Source organism: Burkholderia lata, from assembly GCF_902499025.1.
GTDB lineage: Bacteria > Pseudomonadota > Gammaproteobacteria > Burkholderiales > Burkholderiaceae > Burkholderia > Burkholderia lata_C.
Window position 1 is genome coordinate 156,514 of record NZ_CABVPW010000008.1, and the last position, 19,389, is coordinate 175,902.

Annotated in this window: 15 protein-coding genes; 9 read left to right on the forward strand and 6 right to left on the reverse strand. The window is 67.5% G+C overall.

Annotated features, from left to right (window positions below; all coding sequences use genetic code 11):
- Nucleotides 1-15: 15 nt before the first annotated feature.
- From BDI24065_RS10525 to proC, 5 genes are all read left to right on the forward strand, one after another.
- Nucleotides 16-1,509, forward strand: a complete 1,494-nt coding sequence (locus BDI24065_RS10525; RefSeq protein WP_011351007.1) for an FAD-linked oxidase C-terminal domain-containing protein — start codon at nucleotides 16-18, stop codon at nucleotides 1,507-1,509.
- A gap of 185 nt (nucleotides 1,510-1,694) precedes the next feature.
- Nucleotides 1,695-2,783, forward strand: a complete 1,089-nt coding sequence (glcE, locus tag BDI24065_RS10530; RefSeq protein ID WP_071333943.1) for a glycolate oxidase subunit GlcE — start codon at nucleotides 1,695-1,697, stop codon at nucleotides 2,781-2,783.
- Between the two features lie 7 nt (nucleotides 2,784-2,790).
- Nucleotides 2,791-4,017 carry a glycolate oxidase subunit GlcF gene (gene glcF / locus BDI24065_RS10535; protein WP_175031187.1) on the forward strand — a complete coding sequence of 409 codons (1,227 nt, stop codon included), beginning with the start codon at nucleotides 2,791-2,793 and terminating at the stop codon, nucleotides 4,015-4,017.
- A gap of 131 nt (nucleotides 4,018-4,148) precedes the next feature.
- A complete protein-coding gene (locus BDI24065_RS10540; protein WP_175031233.1) occupies nucleotides 4,149-4,847 on the forward strand; it encodes a YggS family pyridoxal phosphate-dependent enzyme in 699 nt (232 codons plus the stop codon).
- A gap of 51 nt (nucleotides 4,848-4,898) precedes the next feature.
- Nucleotides 4,899-5,711, forward strand: coding sequence for a pyrroline-5-carboxylate reductase (gene proC, locus BDI24065_RS10545; RefSeq protein ID WP_175031188.1), 813 nt, complete (start codon nucleotides 4,899-4,901; stop codon nucleotides 5,709-5,711).
- A 145-nt stretch (nucleotides 5,712-5,856) separates the two neighbouring features.
- Here the strand turns inward: proC and ubiA are convergent, their stop codons facing one another.
- The 6 genes from ubiA to recG all read right to left on the reverse strand — a co-directional run bounded on the left by ubiA (nucleotide 5,857) and on the right by recG (nucleotide 14,090).
- Nucleotides 5,857-6,720 (reverse strand): 4-hydroxybenzoate octaprenyltransferase, encoded by an 864-nt coding sequence (gene ubiA, locus BDI24065_RS10550; protein WP_175031189.1) that lies wholly within the window; start codon nucleotides 6,718-6,720, stop codon nucleotides 5,857-5,859.
- Nucleotides 6,721-6,995: 275 nt separating this feature from the next.
- A complete protein-coding gene (locus BDI24065_RS10555) occupies nucleotides 6,996-7,484 on the reverse strand; it encodes a Dps family protein (RefSeq protein ID WP_175031190.1) in 489 nt (162 codons plus the stop codon).
- A 120-nt stretch (nucleotides 7,485-7,604) separates the two neighbouring features.
- Nucleotides 7,605-7,739, reverse strand: a complete 135-nt coding sequence (locus BDI24065_RS41355) for a hypothetical protein (protein WP_302479453.1) — start codon at nucleotides 7,737-7,739, stop codon at nucleotides 7,605-7,607.
- A 102-nt stretch (nucleotides 7,740-7,841) separates the two neighbouring features.
- Nucleotides 7,842-10,028 (reverse strand): catalase/peroxidase HPI, encoded by a 2,187-nt coding sequence (gene katG / locus BDI24065_RS10560; protein ID WP_175031191.1) that lies wholly within the window; start codon nucleotides 10,026-10,028, stop codon nucleotides 7,842-7,844.
- Nucleotides 10,029-10,671: 643 nt separating this feature from the next.
- Nucleotides 10,672-11,631, reverse strand: a complete 960-nt coding sequence (locus tag BDI24065_RS10565; protein WP_043189592.1) for a hydrogen peroxide-inducible genes activator — start codon at nucleotides 11,629-11,631, stop codon at nucleotides 10,672-10,674.
- A gap of 125 nt (nucleotides 11,632-11,756) precedes the next feature.
- Nucleotides 11,757-14,090, reverse strand: coding sequence for an ATP-dependent DNA helicase RecG (recG, locus tag BDI24065_RS10570; protein WP_175031192.1), 2,334 nt, complete (start codon nucleotides 14,088-14,090; stop codon nucleotides 11,757-11,759).
- A gap of 167 nt (nucleotides 14,091-14,257) precedes the next feature.
- Between recG and queA the strand changes: the two genes are divergently transcribed.
- The 4 genes from queA (at nucleotide 14,258) to secD (ending at nucleotide 19,377) form a co-directional block, all read left to right on the forward strand.
- A complete protein-coding gene (gene queA / locus BDI24065_RS10575; protein ID WP_175031193.1) occupies nucleotides 14,258-15,328 on the forward strand; it encodes a tRNA preQ1(34) S-adenosylmethionine ribosyltransferase-isomerase QueA in 1,071 nt (356 codons plus the stop codon).
- Nucleotides 15,329-15,492: 164 nt separating this feature from the next.
- Nucleotides 15,493-16,680 (forward strand): tRNA guanosine(34) transglycosylase Tgt, encoded by a 1,188-nt coding sequence (gene tgt, locus BDI24065_RS10580; RefSeq protein ID WP_175031194.1) that lies wholly within the window; start codon nucleotides 15,493-15,495, stop codon nucleotides 16,678-16,680.
- A 245-nt stretch (nucleotides 16,681-16,925) separates the two neighbouring features.
- Nucleotides 16,926-17,249 carry a preprotein translocase subunit YajC gene (yajC, locus tag BDI24065_RS10585; protein WP_006476868.1) on the forward strand — a complete coding sequence of 108 codons (324 nt, stop codon included), beginning with the start codon at nucleotides 16,926-16,928 and terminating at the stop codon, nucleotides 17,247-17,249.
- 106 nt (nucleotides 17,250-17,355) lie between these two features.
- The gene (secD, locus tag BDI24065_RS10590) at nucleotides 17,356-19,377 is read left to right on the forward strand and encodes a protein translocase subunit SecD (protein WP_175031195.1); all 2,022 of its coding nucleotides are present in this window, start codon (nucleotides 17,356-17,358) and stop codon (nucleotides 19,375-19,377) included.
- Nucleotides 19,378-19,389: the final 12 nt, after the last annotated feature.

Below are 19,389 nucleotides of genomic sequence, written 5' to 3' on the forward strand. Positions count from 1 at the left end.
GCTGCAGGAGACCCAATGAACGCTCCCGTCGAACTGTCGAGCGCGGCACGCGCGCAGCGCCAGCGTGAAGTCGTGCAGGCGCTGATGGCCGTGCTGCCGACGCACTGCCTGCTGTACCGCGACGAAGACACGGCGCCGTACGAATGCGACGGCCTGTCCGCGTACCGCCGCCTGCCGCTCGCGGTCGCGCTGCCCGAAACGGAATCGCAGGTGCAGCGGATCGTGCAGATCTGCCGCCGCATGGAAGTGCCGATCGTGCCGCGCGGCGCGGGCACGAGCCTGTCGGGCGGCGCGCTGCCGATCGCGCTCGGCGTCGTGCTGTCGCTTGCGCGCTTCACGCGCATCGTCGAAGTCGATCCTTACGCACGCACGGCAACCGTGCAGCCCGGCGTGCGCAACCTCGCGATCTCGGAGGCCGCCGCGCCGTACGGCCTCTATTACGCGCCCGATCCGTCGTCGCAGATCGCGTGCACGATCGGTGGCAACGTCGCGGAGAATTCCGGCGGCGTCCACTGCCTGAAATACGGGCTGACCGTGCACAACGTGATGCGGGTGCGCGCGGTGACGATCGACGGCGAGATCGTCGAATTCGGCTCGCTCGCGCTCGACATGCCGGGCCTCGACCTGCTCGCCGTGATGATCGGCAGCGAAGGGATGTTCGCGATCGTCACCGAGGTCACGGTGAAGCTGATCCCGAAGCCGCAAACGGCCCAGCTCGTGATGGCGAGCTTCGACGACGTCGTCAAGGGCGGCGAGGCCGTCGCGGCGATCATCGCGTCGGGGATCATCCCGGCCGGGCTCGAAATGATGGACAAGCCGGCCACGCAGGCCGTCGAGGCGTTCACGCACGCAGGCTACGACCTCGAGGCAAAAGCGATCCTGCTGTGCGAATCGGACGGCACGCCGGAAGAAGTCGCGGAGGAGATCGTGCGGATGACCGCCGTGCTGCGCGAGCACGGCGCGACGCGCATCCAGGTATCGCGCAACGAACACGAGCGGCTGCGCTTCTGGTCGGGCCGCAAGAACGCGTTCCCGGCCGCCGGCCGGATTTCCGCCGACTACTACTGCATGGACGGCACCGTGCCGCGCCGTGCGATCGGCCCGCTGCTCGCGCGCATCGAGCAGCTCGAAACGCGCTACGGGCTGCGCTGCATCAACGTGTTCCACGCGGGCGACGGCAACATGCATCCGCTGATCCTGTACAACGCCAATGATCCGGACGAACTGCACCGCGCCGAGCAGTTCGGCGCGGAAATCCTCGAATGCTGCGTGGAATTCGGCGGCAGCGTGACGGGCGAGCACGGCGTCGGCATCGAGAAGCTCAATTCGATGTGCGTACAGTTCTCGCCGCAGGAGCGCGATGCGTTCTTCGCGGTCAAGCGCGCCTTCGATCCGGCGGGGTTGCTGAACCCGGACAAGGGCATCCCGACCCGCGCACGCTGCGCCGAGTACGGTCGCCAGCACGTGCGCGGCGGGCTGCTGCCGCACCCCGACCTGCCGCGCTTCTGAGCATCGCGCGCGGTACGCGGCCCGTGCCGGCGGCCGGGTCGCGGCGGACGGCCACGTCCGCGCGGCCCGTTCGTGCGATCGCGCAAGCATGCGGCCGACAATACGGGGCTTAGGGATAGTCGCGATGTGGAATCGCGCCACCCCGGTACAATCGACCGAACAACAAGTCGAGGCAGCAACAGAACATGGAAGAGGACGACATCGTCGCCGGATGGGCCGAGCGCATCCGTGCCGCCAGTGCCGACGGCCGGCCGCTGCGGATTCGCGGCGGCGGCACCAAGGACTGGTACGGCCAGGCGCTCGAGGGCGAAATACTCGACACACGCGCGTTTCAGGGCGTCGTGTCGTACGACCCGGCCGAACTCGTCGTCACGGTCCGCGCGGGCACGCCGCTCGCGCAGCTTGAAACCGTCCTCGCCGAGTGCGGCCAGATGCTGCCGTTCGAGCCGCCGCACTTCGGCCGCGCGGCCACCGTCGGCGGCTGCATCGCGGCCGGTCTCGCGGGTCCGCGGCGGGCCACCTGCGGCGCGCCGCGCGATTTCGTGCTCGGCGTCACGCTGATGAACGGCCGCGGCGAAATGCTGCGCTTCGGCGGCCAGGTCGTGAAGAACGTCGCCGGCTACGACGTGTCGCGGCTGATGGCCGGCGCGCTCGGCACGCTCGGGCTGATGCTCGACCTGTCGATCAAGGTGCTGCCGATGCCCGTCGCCGAAGTCACGCTGAAGTTCGAGATGACCGCGACCGACGCCGTGCGCAAGCTCAACGAATGGGGCGGCCATCCGCTGCCCGTCAGCGCGAGCGGGTGGCGCAACGGCACGCTCGTGCTGCGCCTGTCGGGCGCCGAAGCGGCCGTGAAATCCGCGAAGACGCTGCTCGGCGGCGAAGTCGTCGACGCGGTCGAGGCCGAACGCTTCTGGGCCGGCCTGCGCGAGCATACCGACCCGTTCTTCAACGGCATCCCGCCCGGCTATGCGCTGTGGCGCCTCGCGCTGCCGTCGATCACCGAACCGATGCACCTGCCCGGCACCCAGCTGATGGAATGGGGTGGCGCGCAGCGCTGGTGGATCACCGACGCCGATGCACAAACCGTGCGGATGAGCGCGAAGCAGGCCGGCGGCCACGCGACGCTGTTCCGCGCGGGCGACGCGTACGACCGCAGCGCGGGCGTGTTCACGCCGCTCCCCGCCCCGATGATGAAAATCCACCGCGGGCTGAAGGCCGCGTTCGATCCCGCGCGCATCTTCAACCGCGGCCGGCTCTACCCCGACCTCTGAGGGATCGATGCAAACGAACCTCGCCGATTTCATCCGCAATACGCCCGACGGCGACGAGGCCGACGCGATATTGCGCAAGTGCGTGCATTGCGGGTTCTGTACCGCGACCTGCCCGACCTACCAGTTGCTCGGCGACGAACTCGACGGCCCGCGCGGCCGTATCTACCTGATCAAGCAGATGGTCGAAGGCGCGCCCGTCACGCGCAGCACGCAGCAGCACCTCGACCGCTGCCTCACGTGCCGCAGCTGCGAGACGACCTGTCCGTCCGGCGTCCAGTACGGCCGGCTCGTCGAGATCGGCCGCAAGCACGTCGAGGCGCAGGTGAAGCGCCCGGTGCAGCAGCGTCTCGTGCGCCGCCTGCTCGCGAGCCTCGTGCCGAACGAGGCGCTGTTCTCGCCGGTAATGCGGCTCGGCCAGCACGTGCGGCCGCTGCTGCCGAAGCGGCTGCGCGACAAGGTGCCGCCGCGCACGCGGCTGCTCGAATGGCCGCACCGCACGCATACGCGCAAGATGCTGATGCTCGGCGGCTGCGTACAGCCGTCGATGCTGCCGAACATCAACATCGCGACCGCGCGCGTGCTCGATGCGCTCGGCATCGAGACGGTCGTCTCGCCCGACGCCGGCTGCTGCGGCGCGATCCGCCTGCACCTGAACTATCACGACGAAGCGCTCGACGACGCGCGCCGCAACATCGACGCGTGGTGGCCCCATGTCGAACAGGGTGTCGAGGCGATCGTGATGAATGCGTCCGGCTGCGGCGCGACGGTGCTCGAATACGCGCACCTGCTGCGCGATGACCCGGCCTACGCGGAGAAGGCGCAGCGCATCGTGTCGCTGACGCGCGACATCTCCGATGTGCTGCTCGCGTTCGAGGCCGAGCTGGCGACGCTCGCGCGGCGCCGCGCGATCCATACGGTGGCGTACCACCCGCCGTGCACGCTGCAGCACGGCCAGCAGTCGCGCGGCAAGGTCGAGCGCCTGCTCGAGACGCTCGGCATCGACGTGCGGCTGCCGGCCGACAGCCATCTGTGCTGCGGGTCGGCCGGCACCTATTCGCTGACGCAGCCGTCGCTGTCGTACCGGTTGCGCAAGCAGAAGCTGCTGAAGCTACAGGCGCTCGAACCGCAGATGATCGTCTCCGGGAACGTCGGCTGCATCGCGCACCTGCAGAGCGGCACGCAGATTCCGGTCGCCCACTGGATCCAGCTCGTCGAGCATCTGCTGTACGGCTAGGGTCGGTTCACGCGAATGACGGGCTGGCGCTGGGCCTCGCGCGCGGCGTCCGTATAATGAGCGGATCGATGCGTCGCGTGCCGCGACGCATCCGCTACATGCCCGCTTCCGTGCCTGCTTTCATGCCCGTCATGTCCGATCTCGCCGCTCGCCTCGAATCCGTTCATCGCCGCATCGCCGACGCCGCCCGTGCGGCCGGCCGCGATCCCGCCACCGTATCGCTGCTCGCCGTCTCGAAGACGTTTCCCGCCGACGACGTGCGCGCCGCGCATGCGGCCGGACAGCGTGCCTTCGGCGAAAACTACGTGCAGGAATCGATCGACAAGATCGACGCGCTCGCCGACCTGCGCGCCGGCCTCGAATGGCATTTCATCGGGCCGCTGCAATCGAACAAGACACGCCCGGTGGCCGAACGCTTCGACTGGGTCCATTCGGTCGACCGGCTGAAGATCGCGCAGCGCCTGTCGGAACAGCGCCCCGCGCACCTGCCGCCGCTCAACGTGTGCGTGCAGGTGAACATCAGCGGCGAGGCGTCGAAGAGCGGCGTCGCGCCGGCCGATGTGGCCGAGGTCGCGCGCGCGGTCGCCGCGCTGCCGTCGCTGCGGCTGCGCGGCCTGATGGCGATTCCCGAACCGGCCGGCGACACCGACGCGCAACGCGCGCCGCATCGTGCGCTGCGCGCCCTGTTCGACACGTTGCGCGCCGACGGCCTGCCGCTCGACACGTTGTCGATGGGCATGTCCGCCGATCTCGACGCGGCGGTGCTCGAAGGCGCGACGATCGTGCGCGTCGGCACTGCGATCTTCGGCGCGCGCGATTACTCGCACTGAACACCGCACCCTTTACGCCCTACCGTTCACTCACTCGCTCAATCGGACATCATGAAAATCGCATTCATCGGCGGCGGCAACATGGCCGCGGCCCTGATCGGCGGCCTGATCAAGCGCGGCGTCGCCGCTGACGGCCTGTACGCCATCGACGTCAACGAAGATGTGCGCGCGCGCGCCGCGCAGCAATTCGGCGTACGCACCGGCGCGGCCATCGACGCGACGCTCGCCGACTACGACGCGGTCGTGCTCGCGGTGAAGCCGCAGGTGCTGAAGGATGTCGCGCAAGCGCTCGCGCCGCACCTGAAGTCGCAGCTCGTGATCAGCATCGCGGCCGGTATCCGCGGCACGGACCTCGCGCGCTGGCTCGGCGACTACACGCGCATCGTGCGCACGATGCCGAACACGCCCGCGCTCGTCGGCATGGGCGTGACGGGCCTCGCTGCGCTGCCGGGCGTCGATGCGGCGGGCCGCGAACTCGCATCGAACGTGCTTGGCGCGGTCGGCGAAATCGTATGGTTCGACGACGAATCGAAGCTCGACGCTGTTACCGCGATTTCGGGCAGCGGCCCGGCCTACGTGTTCTATTTCATCGAAGCGCTACAGGAAGCCGCGCGCCAGCTCGGCATGAACGACGAACAGGGCCGCGCACTCGCGGTCGCGACGTTCACCGGCGCCGCGCAACTCGCCGCGCAATCGGGTGAGCCGGCGAGCGTGCTGCGCGAGCGTGTGACGTCGAAGGGCGGCACGACGGCCGCCGCGCTCGCGTCGTTCGACGCACAAGGCGTGAAGGATGCGATCGTGCGCGGCGCGCTCGCAGCCGAAGCGCGTGCGAAGGAAATGGGCGACGAGCTCGGCCGCGCGTAAGCGCGCCCGCGGTATCGGCCCGGTGCGCTCTGCGTCGCACGGGCCGCCCCCTTGCCTTGCTCGACCAACAAAAAAAGCGGCCCAGGCCGCTTTTTTTTGTTGCCGCGTTCCGCACGACATGACGCCGGCGGACAGATCGGGAAGCTCAGCTCCCTGCCAGCAGGTAATGCACGGCGATCCCCGCGAACAACACGCCGCCGAGCCAGTTGTTGTGGCGGAACGCCGCGAAGCACGGCATCCGCTCGCGGTCCTTGATCAGCGTGTAGTGATACAGCGCGCAGCCGGCCGCCGCAGCCCAGCCGGCCCAGTACGCGAGGCCGAAGCCGAGCGTCACGCCGATCCATACGTAGATGCCGAGCGTCACCGCGTAGCACAGCATCACGGCCGCGACGTCGAAGCGGCCGAACGTCAGTGCGGACGTACGAATCCCGATCTTGATGTCGTCGTCGCGATCGACCATCGCGTATTCGGTGTCGTACGCGACCGACCAGAAGATGTTCGCGACCAGCATCACCCAGGCGATCGTCGGCACCGTGTCCTGCACGGCCGCGAACGCCATCGGAATGCCGAAGCCGAACGCGATGCCGAGATACGCCTGAGGAATCGCGAAGAAGCGCTTCATGAACGGATACGAGCCCGCGACGAACAGCGCGACGACGGACAGTTGCTTCGTCAGCGTGTTGAGCGGCAGGATCAGCAGGAACGAGATGAATGCGAGCCCGACCGCGATCGCAATGGCCTCCCACGCGCGGATCTTGCCCGACGTCAGCGGCCGGTCAGCCGTGCGCTTCACATGGCGGTCGAAGTCGCGGTCGGCGTAATCGTTCATCGCGCAGCCGGCCGAGCGCATCAGCAGCGTGCCGAGCGAGAAGATCACGAGCAGCGGCCAGCGCGGATGGCCGTCGGACGCGATCCACAGCGCGTTGAGCGTCGGCCACAGCAGCAGCAGGCTGCCGATCGGCTTGTCCATCCGGACGAGCCGCAGATACAGGGGAAAGCGGGCAAGCATGGCGAAGCACCGGGAAGATAACCCCGGCATTTTAGAGCCGAGCGGTGCTTCGCGTCATGTCGGCGCGGCCCGCGGGCGATTGCTGCCGGACGCCAGCGCGCTGCCGGTGCCCGCCGCACATCGTCGAGCCGCGAAGCACATCAATCAAGGGACAGAGCCGACGCACGCGCGGATCCGTCAGGCGCAGCGGCCTGGGCCCGGCCCGATGCGTATGAATCAATCAGGGCCGGAGCCGGTCTACGAGAGCTTCAGCCTGCCTGCCGCCCGTTGCATGCCTACGCGAGCAGCGACCGCAGCATCCACGCGGTTTTTTCATGAATCTGCAGGCGCTGCGTCAGCAGATCGGCGGTCGGCTCGTCGCTCGCCGCATCGGCAAGCGGAAAGATCGCACGAGCGGTGCGCACGACAGCCTCATGCCCTTCAACGAGCTGGCGGATCATGTCTTCGGCCGCCGGCACGCCGTTCGCTTCCGGCACCGACGACAGTTTCGCGAAATCGCCGAAGGTACCCGGCGCGACGACGCCGAGCGTACGAATGCGTTCGGCAACCGAATCGACCGCGAGCCACAGTTCGTTGTACTGCGCCTCGAACATCAGGTGCAGCGTGTTGAACATCGGGCCCGTGACGTTCCAGTGGAAATTGTGGGTCTTCAGGTACAGCGTGAACGTATCGGCGAGCAGGCGCGACAGGCCCTCCGCGATCGTCTTGCGGTCCTTGTCGCTGATGCCGATATCGATCTGGGCAGCGTGAATCTTCCTGGACATGTTCCGGACTCCTTATTCAATGAACCAGAGCAATGAAAACGAATCGGGTTACCTGCCTCTCGATACCGCGCCATCCGCGCACACGGTTCGCCACGCTGCGTGGCGCGTGAAGCGCCGCGCTCAGGCGATCGCGTGCACCGCCTGCGACACCAGCTCGGCCGCACCGCCGATGACGATCGCGAATCCGACTACGTACCGCGCGATCTCGGCCGGCGACGCCAGTACGGCGCGCATGTTCAGCATCATTTGCGTCATGATCGTCACTCCTTCAACGAAACTGAGGGTCTGGAAGAAACGGCCGGTCGGACGACCGGCCGTTTCCCGTTACTGCATCACCGCACTACGGCACGGCGACACTTACGCGAGGTCGAAGCGGTCGAGGTTCATCACCTTGTTCCAGGCCGCGACGAAGTCGTGCGCGAACTTCTCCTTCGCGTCCTCGCTGCCGTACACCTCGGCCAGCGCACGCAGTTGCGCATGCGAGCCGAAGATCAGGTCGACGCGCGAGCCGGTCCACTTGACGTTGCCCGTCGCACGATCGCGCCCTTCGAACACGTCGTTCGCGGCCGACACCGGCTTCCATTCCGTGCCCATGTCCAGCAGGTTCACGAAGAAGTCGTTCGTCAGCGCTTCCGGACGGTCGGTGAACACGCCCTGCTTCGCGTCGCCTGCGTTCGCATCGAGCACACGCAGGCCACCGACGAGTACCGTCATCTCGGGCGCGGTCAGCGTCAGCAGTTGCGCCTTGTCGACCAGCAGCGCCTCGGCCGGTGTCTGGTACGCGTGCTTCAGGAAGTTGCGGAAACCGTCCGCGACCGGCTCGAGCACGGCCATCGCTTCGATATCGGTCTCCTCCTGCGTCGCATCCGCACGACCCGGTGCGAACGGCACCGTCACCGCGACGCCCGCGTTCTTCGCTGCCTGCTCGACGCCGGCCGCACCGGCCAGCACGATCAGGTCGGCGAGCGACACCTTCTTGCCGCCCGTCTGCGCGTCGTTAAACGCCTTCTGCACGCCTTCGAGCGTCGCGAGCACCTTCGCGAGTTCAGCCGGACGGTTCACTTCCCAGTCCTTCTGCGGCGCCAGGCGGATCCGCGCACCGTTCGCGCCGCCGCGCTTGTCCGAACCGCGGAACGTCGCAGCCGACGCCCATGCGGTCGACACGAGCTGCGACACCGACAGGCCCGATGCAAGCACCTTCGCCTTCAGCGCCGCGACGTCGGCGGCGTCGATCAGCTGGTGGTCGACGGCCGGAATCGGGTCCTGCCACAACAGATGCTCGGCCGGCACGTCCGGGCCGAGATAGCGGGCGCGCGGCCCCATGTCGCGGTGCGTGAGCTTGAACCATGCACGCGCGAACGCGTCGGCGAACTCGGCCGGGTTCTCGTAGAAGCGGCGCGAAATCTTCTCGTAGGCCGGATCGAAACGCAGCGACAGGTCGGTCGTCAGCATCGTCGGGCGATGCTTCTTCGATGCATCGAAGGCATCCGGAATCACGTCGCCGGCGTCCTTCGCGACCCACTGGTGCGCACCGGCCGGGCTCTTCGTGAGCTCCCACTCGTAGCTGAACAGGTGCTTGAAGAAGTCGTTGCTCCACTGCGTCGGCGTCGACGTCCACGTGACTTCGAGGCCGCTCGTGATCGCATCCTTGCCCTTGCCCGTGCCGAACGTGCTCTTCCAGCCGAGACCCTGCTGCTCGAGGCCCGCGGCTTCCGGCTCGGCGCCGACGTTCGACGCGGGACCCGCGCCGTGCGTCTTGCCGAACGTGTGGCCGCCCGCGATCAGCGCGACCGTCTCTTCGTCGTTCATCGCCATGCGCGCGAACGTCTCGCGGATGTCATGCGCGGCGGCGACCGGGTCGGGGTTGCCGTCCGGGCCTTCCGGGTTCACGTAGATGAGGCCCATCTGCACCGCGGCGAGCGGGCTTTCGAGGTCGCGCTTGCCCGAGTAGCGGCTGTTCGGGCCGCCGCTCAGTTCCAGCCAGATCTTTTCCGAACCCCAGTACACGTCGTCCGGCTCCCACGTATCGACGCGGCCGCCGGCGTAGCCGAAGGTCTTGAAGCCCATCGATTCGAGCGCGACGTTGCCGGTCAGGATCAGCAGGTCGGCCCACGAGATGTTGCGGCCGTACTTCTGCTTGATCGGCCACAGCAGGCGGCGCGCCTTGTCGAGGCTCACGTTGTCCGGCCAGCTGTTGAGCGGCGCGAAGCGCTGCTGCCCGCCGCCCGCGCCGCCGCGGCCGTCGGCCGTGCGGTACGTGCCGGCACTGTGCCAGGCCATGCGGATGAACAGGCCGCCATAGTGGCCGAAGTCGGCCGGCCACCAGTCCTGCGACGCCGTCATCAGCGCGTGCAGATCCTTCTTCACCGCCGCGAGGTCCAGCGTCTTGAACGCTTCTGCGTAGTCGAAATCCTTGTCCATCGGATCGGACAGCGCCGAATGCCGATGCAGGATGTTCAGGTTAAGCTGATTCGGCCACCAGTCCTTGTTCGTCGTGCCGCCACCAGCGGTGTGGTTGAACGGGCACTTCGTTTCGTTCGACATGCGATTTCTCCTTGGCTTGCTCGTATGACTCCATCCGTTTGCTCCGGCGGCATGCCGGGCGCGGTGGGTGGAGTGTCATTGCGGGGATGGGAAACGGAACAGGTTGGTCCTCCTGTCGTACTACGGGATGTCGTGCGTGGCCTGTGGCGCGCGCTCCCGCCGCGATGTGCCGCAGGCGGGACGCTCGGGGAACCGGCTGCCGGCAGGCGTCGTGCCGGCGCTGCGGGCGGTATTGAAGCTTTCGGACATGCGCTGCTCCCTCATGGCTTGACGGCGGGTGAATCGGGGGAACACTGAACCGGCGCGCGGCGATCTTCAGCCACCATACACGCGGTCCGCCAGGTACGCGAACGCAATCGGACGCAGGCTGCGAACCGCCGCCCTGGCGCGATGTACGACCGCGTCGCGCGACGGGATGTTCCGCTGCGCGTGCTGCAATACCGACCGCATCATGACATCCTCCTTTGACGCTTGCATTCAACGTGCGGATCGGTCGTCGACACGACGCCGATCCATGTAGAGCATTCTATCTACATCTATCAATTACTTTAATTTGATAAATTTTATCTATGCGATAGAGAAAAATAAACGGGGTCGCAAGACCCCGTTCATCGTGTTGCCACACACGCATGCTGCAGCGTGCTCAGTTCATCGTCGCCGGCATGTCGAGCTTCGCGACGCCCGGCAGCTCGCAGGCGGAAATCGCGTCGCTGATCGCGTCGATCGCCGGCATCCGCGTGAAGCTCTTGCGCCACACGAGCACCACGCGGCGGTCGGGCACCGGTTCGTTGAAGGGCACGTATGACAGCAGTTCGGCATCGGGGCCGTTCGCGCGCGGGCCGACTTCGGCGACCGACATCCGCGGCAGCACGGTGATGCCGACGCCGCTCGCAACCATGTGACGGATCGTCTCGAGCGACGAACCCTCGAAGGTTTTCTGGATGCCGTCGGCCGTCTGCGAGAAGCGCATCAGTTCCGGGCACACGCCGAGTACGTGATCGCGGAAGCAGTGGCCGTTGCCGAGCAGCAGCATGGTTTCCTGCTTCAGGTCCTCGGCGTCGATTTCCTCGCGCTTTTCCCACGGATGGCCGGCCGGCAGTGCGACGACGAACGGTTCGTCGTACAGCGGGCGCACCATCAGGCCGGTTTCCGGAAACGGCAGCGCCATGATCGCGGCGTCGATCTCGCCCTGCTTCAGCAGTTCGAGCAGCTTCAGCGTGTAGTTTTCCTGCAGCATCAGCGGCATCTGCGGGACACGCTGGATCATCTGCTTGACGAGTGTCGGCAGCAGGTACGGCCCGATCGTGTAGATCACGCCAAGGCGGAACGGGCCGACCAGCGGATCCTTGCCCTGCTTCGCGATCTCCTTGATCGCGAAGGTCTGCTCGAGCACGCGCTGCGCCTGCGTGACGATCTGGTCGCCGATCGGCGTTACGCTCACTTCGCTCGCGCCGCGCTCGAAAATCTGCACGTTGAGCTCGTCTTCGAGCTTCTTGATCGCCACCGACAGCGTCGGCTGGCTCACGAAGCATGCTTCGGCCGCGCGGCCGAAATGCCGTTCGCGCGCGACCGCGACGATGTATTTCAATTCAGTCAGCGTCATTGTGGGTCAATCAGAGATATACAGGCGATAGGTTTAATTTATACACCCTGTGGCACCGGTTCGCCAAGTTTCTCTGCATCGGAATGCTTCAAACGGCGGTTTTAAATCCGGCCCCGACCCGCGAATCAGGCCTTCAGATACTGCTCCCGTGCGCCCAGCCAGCGCGCGAGATGCTGCGTGACGATCTCGGGATACGCGGCAATCAGCCGCGTCGCGGCGTCGCGGGCCGGGTCGATCAGCCAGCCGTCGGTCTCGAGGTTCGCAAAGCGCAGCATCGCCGCGCCCGACTGGCGTGCGCCGAGGAATTCGCCGGGGCCGCGGATCTCGAGGTCGCGCCGTGCGATCTCGAAGCCGTCGGTCGTCTCGCGCATCGTCTTCAGCCGCTCGCGGCCCGTGAGCGACAGCGGCCCCGTGTACAGCAGCACGCACACCGATGCCGCGGTGCCGCGCCCGACCCGGCCGCGCAGCTGGTGCAGCTGCGCGAGGCCGAAGCGCTCCGCGTGCTCGATCACCATCAGCGACGCGTTGGGCACGTCGACGCCGACCTCGATCACGGTCGTCGCGACGAGCAGCTGCACGTCGTTGCGCGTGAACGCTTCCATCACGGCCGCCTTGTCGGCCGGCGACAGCCGGCCGTGCACGAGCCCGACCTTCAGCTCCGGGAGCGCGGCGGCCAGCGTCTCGTAAGTCTCGACGGCCGTTTGCAGCTGCAGCGTCTCGCTTTCCTCGATCAGCGGGCACACCCAGTACACCTGGCGCCCGGTCAGCGCGGCCTCGCGCACGCGGGCGATCACCTCCTCGCGCCGCGCATCGCCGACGAGGCGCGTCAGCACGGGCGTGCGGCCCGGCGGCAGCTCGTCGATCGTCGAGACCTCGAGATCCGCGTAGTACGTCATCGCGAGCGTGCGCGGAATCGGCGTGGCCGACATCATCAGCTGGTGCGGCTGGAAATCGCGCGCGCCGTTGGCCGCATTCGCGGCCTTCGCACGCAGCGCGAGGCGCTGCTCGACGCCGAAGCGGTGCTGCTCGTCGACGATCACGAGGCCGAGCCGCGCGAATTCGACCGTGTCCTGGATGATCGCGTGCGTGCCGATCACGAGCTGCGCGGTGCCGAGCGCGGCCGCCTCGATCGCCGCGCGCTTCTCCTTCGCCTTCAGGCTGCCCGCGAGCCACGCGACCGTGACGCCGAGCGGCTCGAGCCACGCGCGCAGCTTGCGCGCGTGCTGTTCCGCGAGGATTTCGGTGGGCGCCATCAGCGCGGCCTGGTAGCCGGCGTCGATCGCCTGCGTGGCAGCCAGCGCCGCGACGACGGTCTTGCCGCTGCCGACGTCGCCCTGCAGCAGGCGCTGCATCGGGTGCGCGAGCGTGAGGTCGTGCGCGATCTCGTCGACGACACGTGCCTGCGCGCCCGTCAGCGTGAACGGCAGCGCCGCGTAGAGCCGGGTCGTCAGCGCACCGGCATCGCTCGCGGTGCGGCGCGGCATCGCGGGCGCCGCGCGCGTGCGGCGCTCCTCGTGCGCGCGCTTGAGCGACAGCTGCTGCGCGAGCAGCTCCTCGAACTTGATGCGCGTCCACGCCGGATGCGAGCCGTCCATCAGCGCGGCTTCGTCGGAATCGACGCGCGGGTGGTGCAGGATCCGCACCGCCTGCTCGAGCGTCGGTACGTCGAGCGGCTTGAGGTAGTCGCGCTGGATCTCGGGCGGCAGCAGTTCGGGCAGCGGCGTGCGCTCGACCGCGTTCTCGATCGCCTTGCGCAGATAGGCCTGCGACACGCCGGCCGTGCTCGGGTAGACGGGCGTGAGCACCTGCGGCAGCGGCGCATCGGCTTCGACGACGCGCACCGCCGGATGCACCATCTCCATCCCGAAGAAGCCGCCGCGCACGTCGCCGCGCACGCGCAGCCGCTGGCCGACGGCCATCTGCTTGACCTGCGACCCGTAGAAATTCAGGAAGCGCAGCACGAGGTGCTCGCCGTCGTCGTCCTGGATCTTCACGACCAGCTGGCGGCGCGGCCGGTACGCGACCTCGTTGTCGAACACGACGCCTTCGGCCTGCGCGATGCCGCCCGGCAGCAGGTCGCCGATCGGGGTGAGCGTGGTTTCGTCCTCGTAGCGCATCGGCAGATGCAGCACGAGATCGATCGAGCGCGTGAGGCCGAGCTTCGCGAGCTTGTCGACGGTCTTCACGGGTTTATCCGCGGCCGGCTTCTTCTTGCGCTTCGCGCCGGCCGCACCCGCCGCATCGCTGGCGGCGTCATCGGCATCGGTATCGGGCGCGGCGGCGGCCGGCTGCGCGAGCCTGCCGTCGGCGCCGCGCTTCGGGCCGGCACGACGCGGTGCGGCGCGCTCGGCGGAACCACGCTCCTCCGCGCTTGGCGCGGGCGGCGCGACATCCTCCGCGTCGAACGGATCGGCGGAATCGGCAACGGCGGCGGGGGAACGGCGTGGTGACACAGGCATCGGATCGTCTGGGTGCTTCGCAAGGCAAGTACAATAGCGGCTTTCACGTCGTCCGAACGAACGACGCCGGCCAGGCCGCGCATCCCGTCATCATAGCGGCTCGCGCGCCCCATTTACGCGTTTCCGCCCTGCCGGCGACGCCCGCCGGCCGCTTCGAACCAGCCCGCATGTTCACGCTTTCCGATTTCGATTTCAATCTGCCGCCCGAGCTGATTGCACAAACCGCGCTGCCCGATCGCACCGCGAGCCGCCTGCTCGAGGTTGACGGCACCGTCGCGCCCGCGCGCCTGGCCGACCGCCATTTCGCCGAGTTGCCGTCGTGCATCGCGGCCGGCGACCTGCTCGTCTTCAACGATACCAAGGTGCTGAAGGCGCGTTTCTTCGGCCAGAAGGCCAGCGGCGGCAAGATCGAGGTGCTGATCGAGCGCGTCACCGGCACGCACACGGCGCTCGCGCAGATCCGCGCGAGCAAGTCGCCGGGCGCCGGCACGACGCTGCGGCTCGCCGATGCGTTCGACGTGACCGTCGGCGAGCGCGTCGACCCGTTCTTCACGCTGAACTTCCCCGAGCCGTGCCTCGACCTGATCGAGCAGTACGGCCGCCTGCCGCTGCCGCCCTATATCGAGCACGATCCCGACGCGACCGACGAGACGCGCTACCAGACCGTCTATGCGAGCAACCCGGGCGCGGTCGCCGCACCGACGGCCGGGCTGCACTTCGACCAGCCGATGCTCGACCGGCTCGATGCGATGGGTGTCGAACGCGCGACGCTGACGCTGCACGTCGGCGCCGGCACGTTCCAGCCGGTGCGCGTCGACAACATCGCCGAGCACAAGATGCACAGCGAGTGGTACGACCTGCCGCAGTCGCTCGTCGACAAGATCGCCGCGACCCGCGCGCGCGGCGGCAACGTGATCGCGGTCGGCACGACGTCGATGCGTGCGCTCGAAGCCGCCGCGCGCGCGGCCGACGAAGCGGGTCGCCCGCTCGCGGCCACGCAGGCCGAGACCGACATCTTCATCACGCCCGGCTATCGGTTCCGCGTGGTCGACCGGCTCGTCACGAACTTCCACCTGCCGAAGTCGACGCTGCTGATGCTCGTGTCCGCGTTCGCGGGCGTCGAGACGATCCGCGCCGCGTACCGGCACGCGATCGAGCAACGCTATCGCTTCTTCAGCTACGGCGATGCGATGCTGCTCACGCGGCGCGACGCGCCGGAGACGGTCGACGCCGTATAAGCGACGCACGTCCCGCAAGCACCGCAAGAAATTGCCGTGCGCGGTAACGCCGTGCCCGCTGCGCGCGCTACGATGGCACGCACCCGTTTTTTCCCCGCCGCCGGCTTCCGGCGGCGTTTCCAACCTGCGCCGGACTGTTTTCCGGTAGCGAGGAGAATGACGCGATGACCGAAGGTTCGTCCCACGATACGCACGCCCCCGTGCAGGACCGCCCGGCGAACGGGCTTGAATTCGAACTGCTGACGACCGACGGCCATGCGCGCCGCGGCCGCGTGAAGCTCAACCATGGCGTGGTCGAGACGCCGATCTTCATGCCGGTCGGCACGTACGGCACCGTGAAGGCGATCCAGCCGCGCGAGCTGCACGAGATCAAGGCCCAGATCATCCTCGGCAACACGTTCCACCTGTGGCTGCGCCCGGGCCTCGACACGATCGACGCGCACGGCGGCCTGCACGCCTTCATGGGCTGGAACAAGCCGATCCTGACCGACTCGGGCGGCTTCCAGGTGTTCTCGCTCGGCGACCTGCGCAAGATCACCGAGGACGGCGTCACGTTCGCGTCGCCGATCAACGGCGACAAGCTGTTCCTGTCGCCGGAAGTGTCGATGCAGATCCAGAAGGTGCTGAACTCCGACGTCGTGATGCAGTTCGACGAGTGCACGCCGTATGCGACCAACGGCGTGCCGACCACGCACAAGGAAGCAGCGGACTCGATGCGCATGTCGATGCGCTGGGCGAAGCGCTCGCTCGACGAGTTCGACCGGCTCGGCAACCCGAATGCCCTCTTCGGGATCGTCCAGGGCGGGATGTTCGAGGACCTGCGCGACGAATCGCTCGCGGGCCTCGCGGAACTCGGCTTCCACGGCCTCGCGATCGGCGGGCTGTCGGTCGGCGAGCCGAAGGAAGACATGATGCGCGTGCTGCGGCACGTCGGCCCGAAGCTGCCGGCCAACAAGCCGCACTACCTGATGGGTGTCGGCACGCCGGAGGATCTGGTCGAGGGCGTCGCGAACGGCATCGACATGTTCGACTGCGTGATGCCGACCCGCAACGCGCGCAACGGCTGGCTGTTCACGCGCTTCGGCGACGTGAAGATCCGCAACGCGACGCACAAGAACTCGCTGAAGCCGCTCGACGCGAGCTGCACGTGCTACACGTGCCAGAACTTCTCGCGCGGCTACCTGCATCACCTGCACCGCGTCGGCGAGATCCTCGGCGCGCAACTCAACACGATCCACAACCTGCACTATTACCTGCAGTTGATGACCGAGATCCGCGAAGCGATCGAGACCCACACGTTCGACGCGTTCCGCCAGCGCTTCGCGGAGGATCGCGCGAGAGGTGTCGACTGACGGGCCGGCAGACGCGCGGGCGGCCCGATGGGCGGCCCGTCACATGGGACGTGTACTAAATAACGCACCCCAACTGCCGCTCCGGGTCGCCAAATATTACAATTACCTTTCCAAACAAGTCGCAGCGACGTCGGTTCGCGCTTTAACAGCTTGATCTCAAAGCGCATTTGCCGCGCCGTTTGCGCATGGGGCCGGTGGTAGAATATCCGGCTTATTTTTCGATCTTCCCCTACGGAGAGACCAACGTGCCGTTCATTTCCAATGCCTTCGCGCAAGGTGCCGGTGGCGCCGAATCGAGCCTGATGAGCTTCCTGCCGCTCATCCTGATGTTCGCCGTGCTCTACTTCATCATGATCCGTCCGCAGATGAAGCGTCAGAAGGAGCATCGCAACATGCTCGCGGCCATGGCCAAGGGCGACGAAGTCGTCACGAGCGGCGGCCTTGTGGGCAAGGTGACGAAGGTCACCGAAGGCTACATCGGCGTCGAAATCGCCGAAGGCACCGAAATCACCGTGCAGAAGGCTGCTGTCACGACCATTCTGCCGAAGGGCACGATCAAGTCGCTGTAAGCCCTTCACCGAGCGTCCGGCTCCCCGCGCCGTGCCCGCCTGAGAGAGCGGGCCGCCGCGGCGCCGGACGCGACGCTTTCACGCCAACCACCCGTTCGGCTCCCTCATGAATCGTTATCCACTCTGGAAATATGTCGTGATGGTCGTGGCGCTCGCCATCGGCCTTCTGTACACATTGCCCAACTTCTTCGGCGAAGCGCCGGCGGTGCAGGTGTCGAGCGGCAAGGCCACGGTCAAGCTCGACTCGACCACGCTGACCCAGGTCGAATCGGCGCTCGCCTCCGCGCAGATCACGCCGGACGACGTCACCTTCGAGAACACGGCGACCAACGCGAACATCCGCGTGCGCCTGAAGGACACCGATACGCAGCTGCGCGTCAAGGACCTGCTGCAGAAGTCGCTGAACGCCGACCCGAACGATCCGCAGTACGTCGTCGCCCTGAACCTGCAGAGCGCGTCGCCGCGCTGGCTGACCTCCCTGCACGCGCTGCCGATGTATCTCGGCCTCGACCTGCGTGGCGGCGTCCACTTCCTGCTCCAGGTCGACATGACGGGCGCGCTGACGAAGAAGCTCGATTCCGACGCGTCCGACGCGCGCACGCTGCTGCGCGACAAGAACATCCGCGACGGCGGCGTGAGCCGCGTCGACCAGTCCGTGGTCGTCAACTTCAGCGATGCGCAGACGGCGGAAGACGCCCGCAAGGTGCTCGCGCTGTCGATCACCGAACTGCAATGGGCAACCCAGCCGGGCGGTGGCGGCACGCAGGTCGTCGGCACGTTTACGCCGGCCGTGCAGAAGTCCGTCGAGGACGCCGCGCTCAAGCAGAACCTGACGACGCTCCACAACCGCGTGAACGAACTCGGCGTGTCCGAGCCGATCCTGCAGCAGCAAGGTAGCGACCGTATCGTCGTCGAACTGCCGGGCGTGCAGGACACCGCGAAGGCGAAGGACATCATCGGCCGCACCGCGACGCTCGAGGCGCGCCTCGCCGACCCGATCAACACGCACCCGAACCCGAACGACCCGGTGCCGCCGGGTGAAGAGCTGTTCACGCAGGGCAACCAGGCGCCGGTGCTGCTGAAGAAGGACGTGATCTTCACGGGCGACCGCATCATCGATGCATCGGCCGGCTTCGACGATCACCAGCGTCCGTCGGTCAACATCCGCCTCGATTCGGCGGGTGGCCGCTCGGTGCGCGCGGTCTCGCGCGAGAACATCGGCAAGCCGATGGCAATGGTGCTGTTCGAGAAGGGCAAGGGCGAAGTGCTGACGGTCGCGACGATCCAGTCCGAACTCGGCGACCGCTTCCAGATCACGGGCCAGCCGACGCCGCAGGCCGCAGCCGACCTCGCGCTGCTGCTGCGCGCCGGTTCGCTCGCCGCTCCGATGGACATCATCGAGGAACGCACGATCGGCCCGAGCCTCGGCGCCGACAACATCAAGATGGGCGTCCACTCGGTGATCTGGGGCTTCTGCGCGATCGCCGTGTTCATGATCGCGTACTACATGCTGTTCGGCGTGGTGTCGGTGATCGGCCTGTCGGTGAACCTGCTGCTGCTCGTCGCCGTGCTGTCGCTGATGCAGGCGACGCTGACGCTGCCCGGTATCGCCGCTATCGCGCTCGCGCTCGGTATGGCGATCGACTCGAACGTGCTGATCAACGAGCGCGTGCGTGAAGAACTGCGCGCCGGCCAGCCGCCGCAGACCGCGATCCAGGCCGGCTACGCGCATGCCTGGGCAACGATTCTCGACTCGAACGTCACGACGCTGATCGCCGGCCTCGCGCTGCTCGCGTTCGGCTCGGGCCCGGTTCGCGCGTTCGCGATCGTGCACTGCCTCGGTATCCTGACGTCGATGTTCTCCGCGGTGTTCTTCTCGCGCGGGATCGTCAACCTCTGGTACGGCGGCCGCAAGAAGCTGAAGTCGCTCGCGATCGGCCAGGTGTGGAAGCCGGAAGGCGCCACCGCCGGCGCGTCGTTCACCGACGCCGACGAATCGACCGACACCGCACGCGCCGCGAAGCTTACCGCCCCCGCGAAGAGCAACGCGCCGCGCGCCGGCAAGCCGCAGCTGCGCAACCGCGCGCAGCAAGGCGTGTCGCCGAAGAAACCGGGCTCGACCCAATAAGGCCCCGGAGAC

What these genes read in the sequence shown, in the direction of transcription:
- glcE (WP_071333943.1), top strand. Translation starts at nt 1,695, where the DNA reads ATGGAAGAGGACGACATCGTCGCCGGATGGGCCGAGCGCATCCGTGCC.
- BDI24065_RS41355 (WP_302479453.1), bottom strand. Translation starts at nt 7,739, where the DNA reads ATGACGCAAATGATGCTGAACATGCGCGCCGTACTGGCGTCGCCGGCC.
- BDI24065_RS10540 (WP_175031233.1), top strand. Translation starts at nt 4,149, where the DNA reads ATGTCCGATCTCGCCGCTCGCCTCGAATCCGTTCATCGCCGCATCGCC.
- recG (WP_175031192.1), bottom strand. Translation starts at nt 14,090, where the DNA reads ATGCCTGTGTCACCACGCCGTTCCCCCGCCGCCGTTGCCGATTCCGCC.
- queA (WP_175031193.1), top strand. Translation starts at nt 14,258, where the DNA reads ATGTTCACGCTTTCCGATTTCGATTTCAATCTGCCGCCCGAGCTGATT.
- BDI24065_RS10555 (WP_175031190.1), bottom strand. Translation starts at nt 7,484, where the DNA reads ATGTCCAGGAAGATTCACGCTGCCCAGATCGATATCGGCATCAGCGAC.
- secD (WP_175031195.1), top strand. Translation starts at nt 17,356, where the DNA reads ATGAATCGTTATCCACTCTGGAAATATGTCGTGATGGTCGTGGCGCTC.
- BDI24065_RS10565 (WP_043189592.1), bottom strand. Translation starts at nt 11,631, where the DNA reads ATGACGCTGACTGAATTGAAATACATCGTCGCGGTCGCGCGCGAACGG.
- katG (WP_175031191.1), bottom strand. Translation starts at nt 10,028, where the DNA reads ATGTCGAACGAAACGAAGTGCCCGTTCAACCACACCGCTGGTGGCGGC.
- glcF (WP_175031187.1), top strand. Translation starts at nt 2,791, where the DNA reads ATGCAAACGAACCTCGCCGATTTCATCCGCAATACGCCCGACGGCGAC.
- proC (WP_175031188.1), top strand. Translation starts at nt 4,899, where the DNA reads ATGAAAATCGCATTCATCGGCGGCGGCAACATGGCCGCGGCCCTGATC.
- ubiA (WP_175031189.1), bottom strand. Translation starts at nt 6,720, where the DNA reads ATGCTTGCCCGCTTTCCCCTGTATCTGCGGCTCGTCCGGATGGACAAG.
- tgt (WP_175031194.1), top strand. Translation starts at nt 15,493, where the DNA reads ATGACCGAAGGTTCGTCCCACGATACGCACGCCCCCGTGCAGGACCGC.
- BDI24065_RS10525 (WP_011351007.1), top strand. Translation starts at nt 16, where the DNA reads ATGAACGCTCCCGTCGAACTGTCGAGCGCGGCACGCGCGCAGCGCCAG.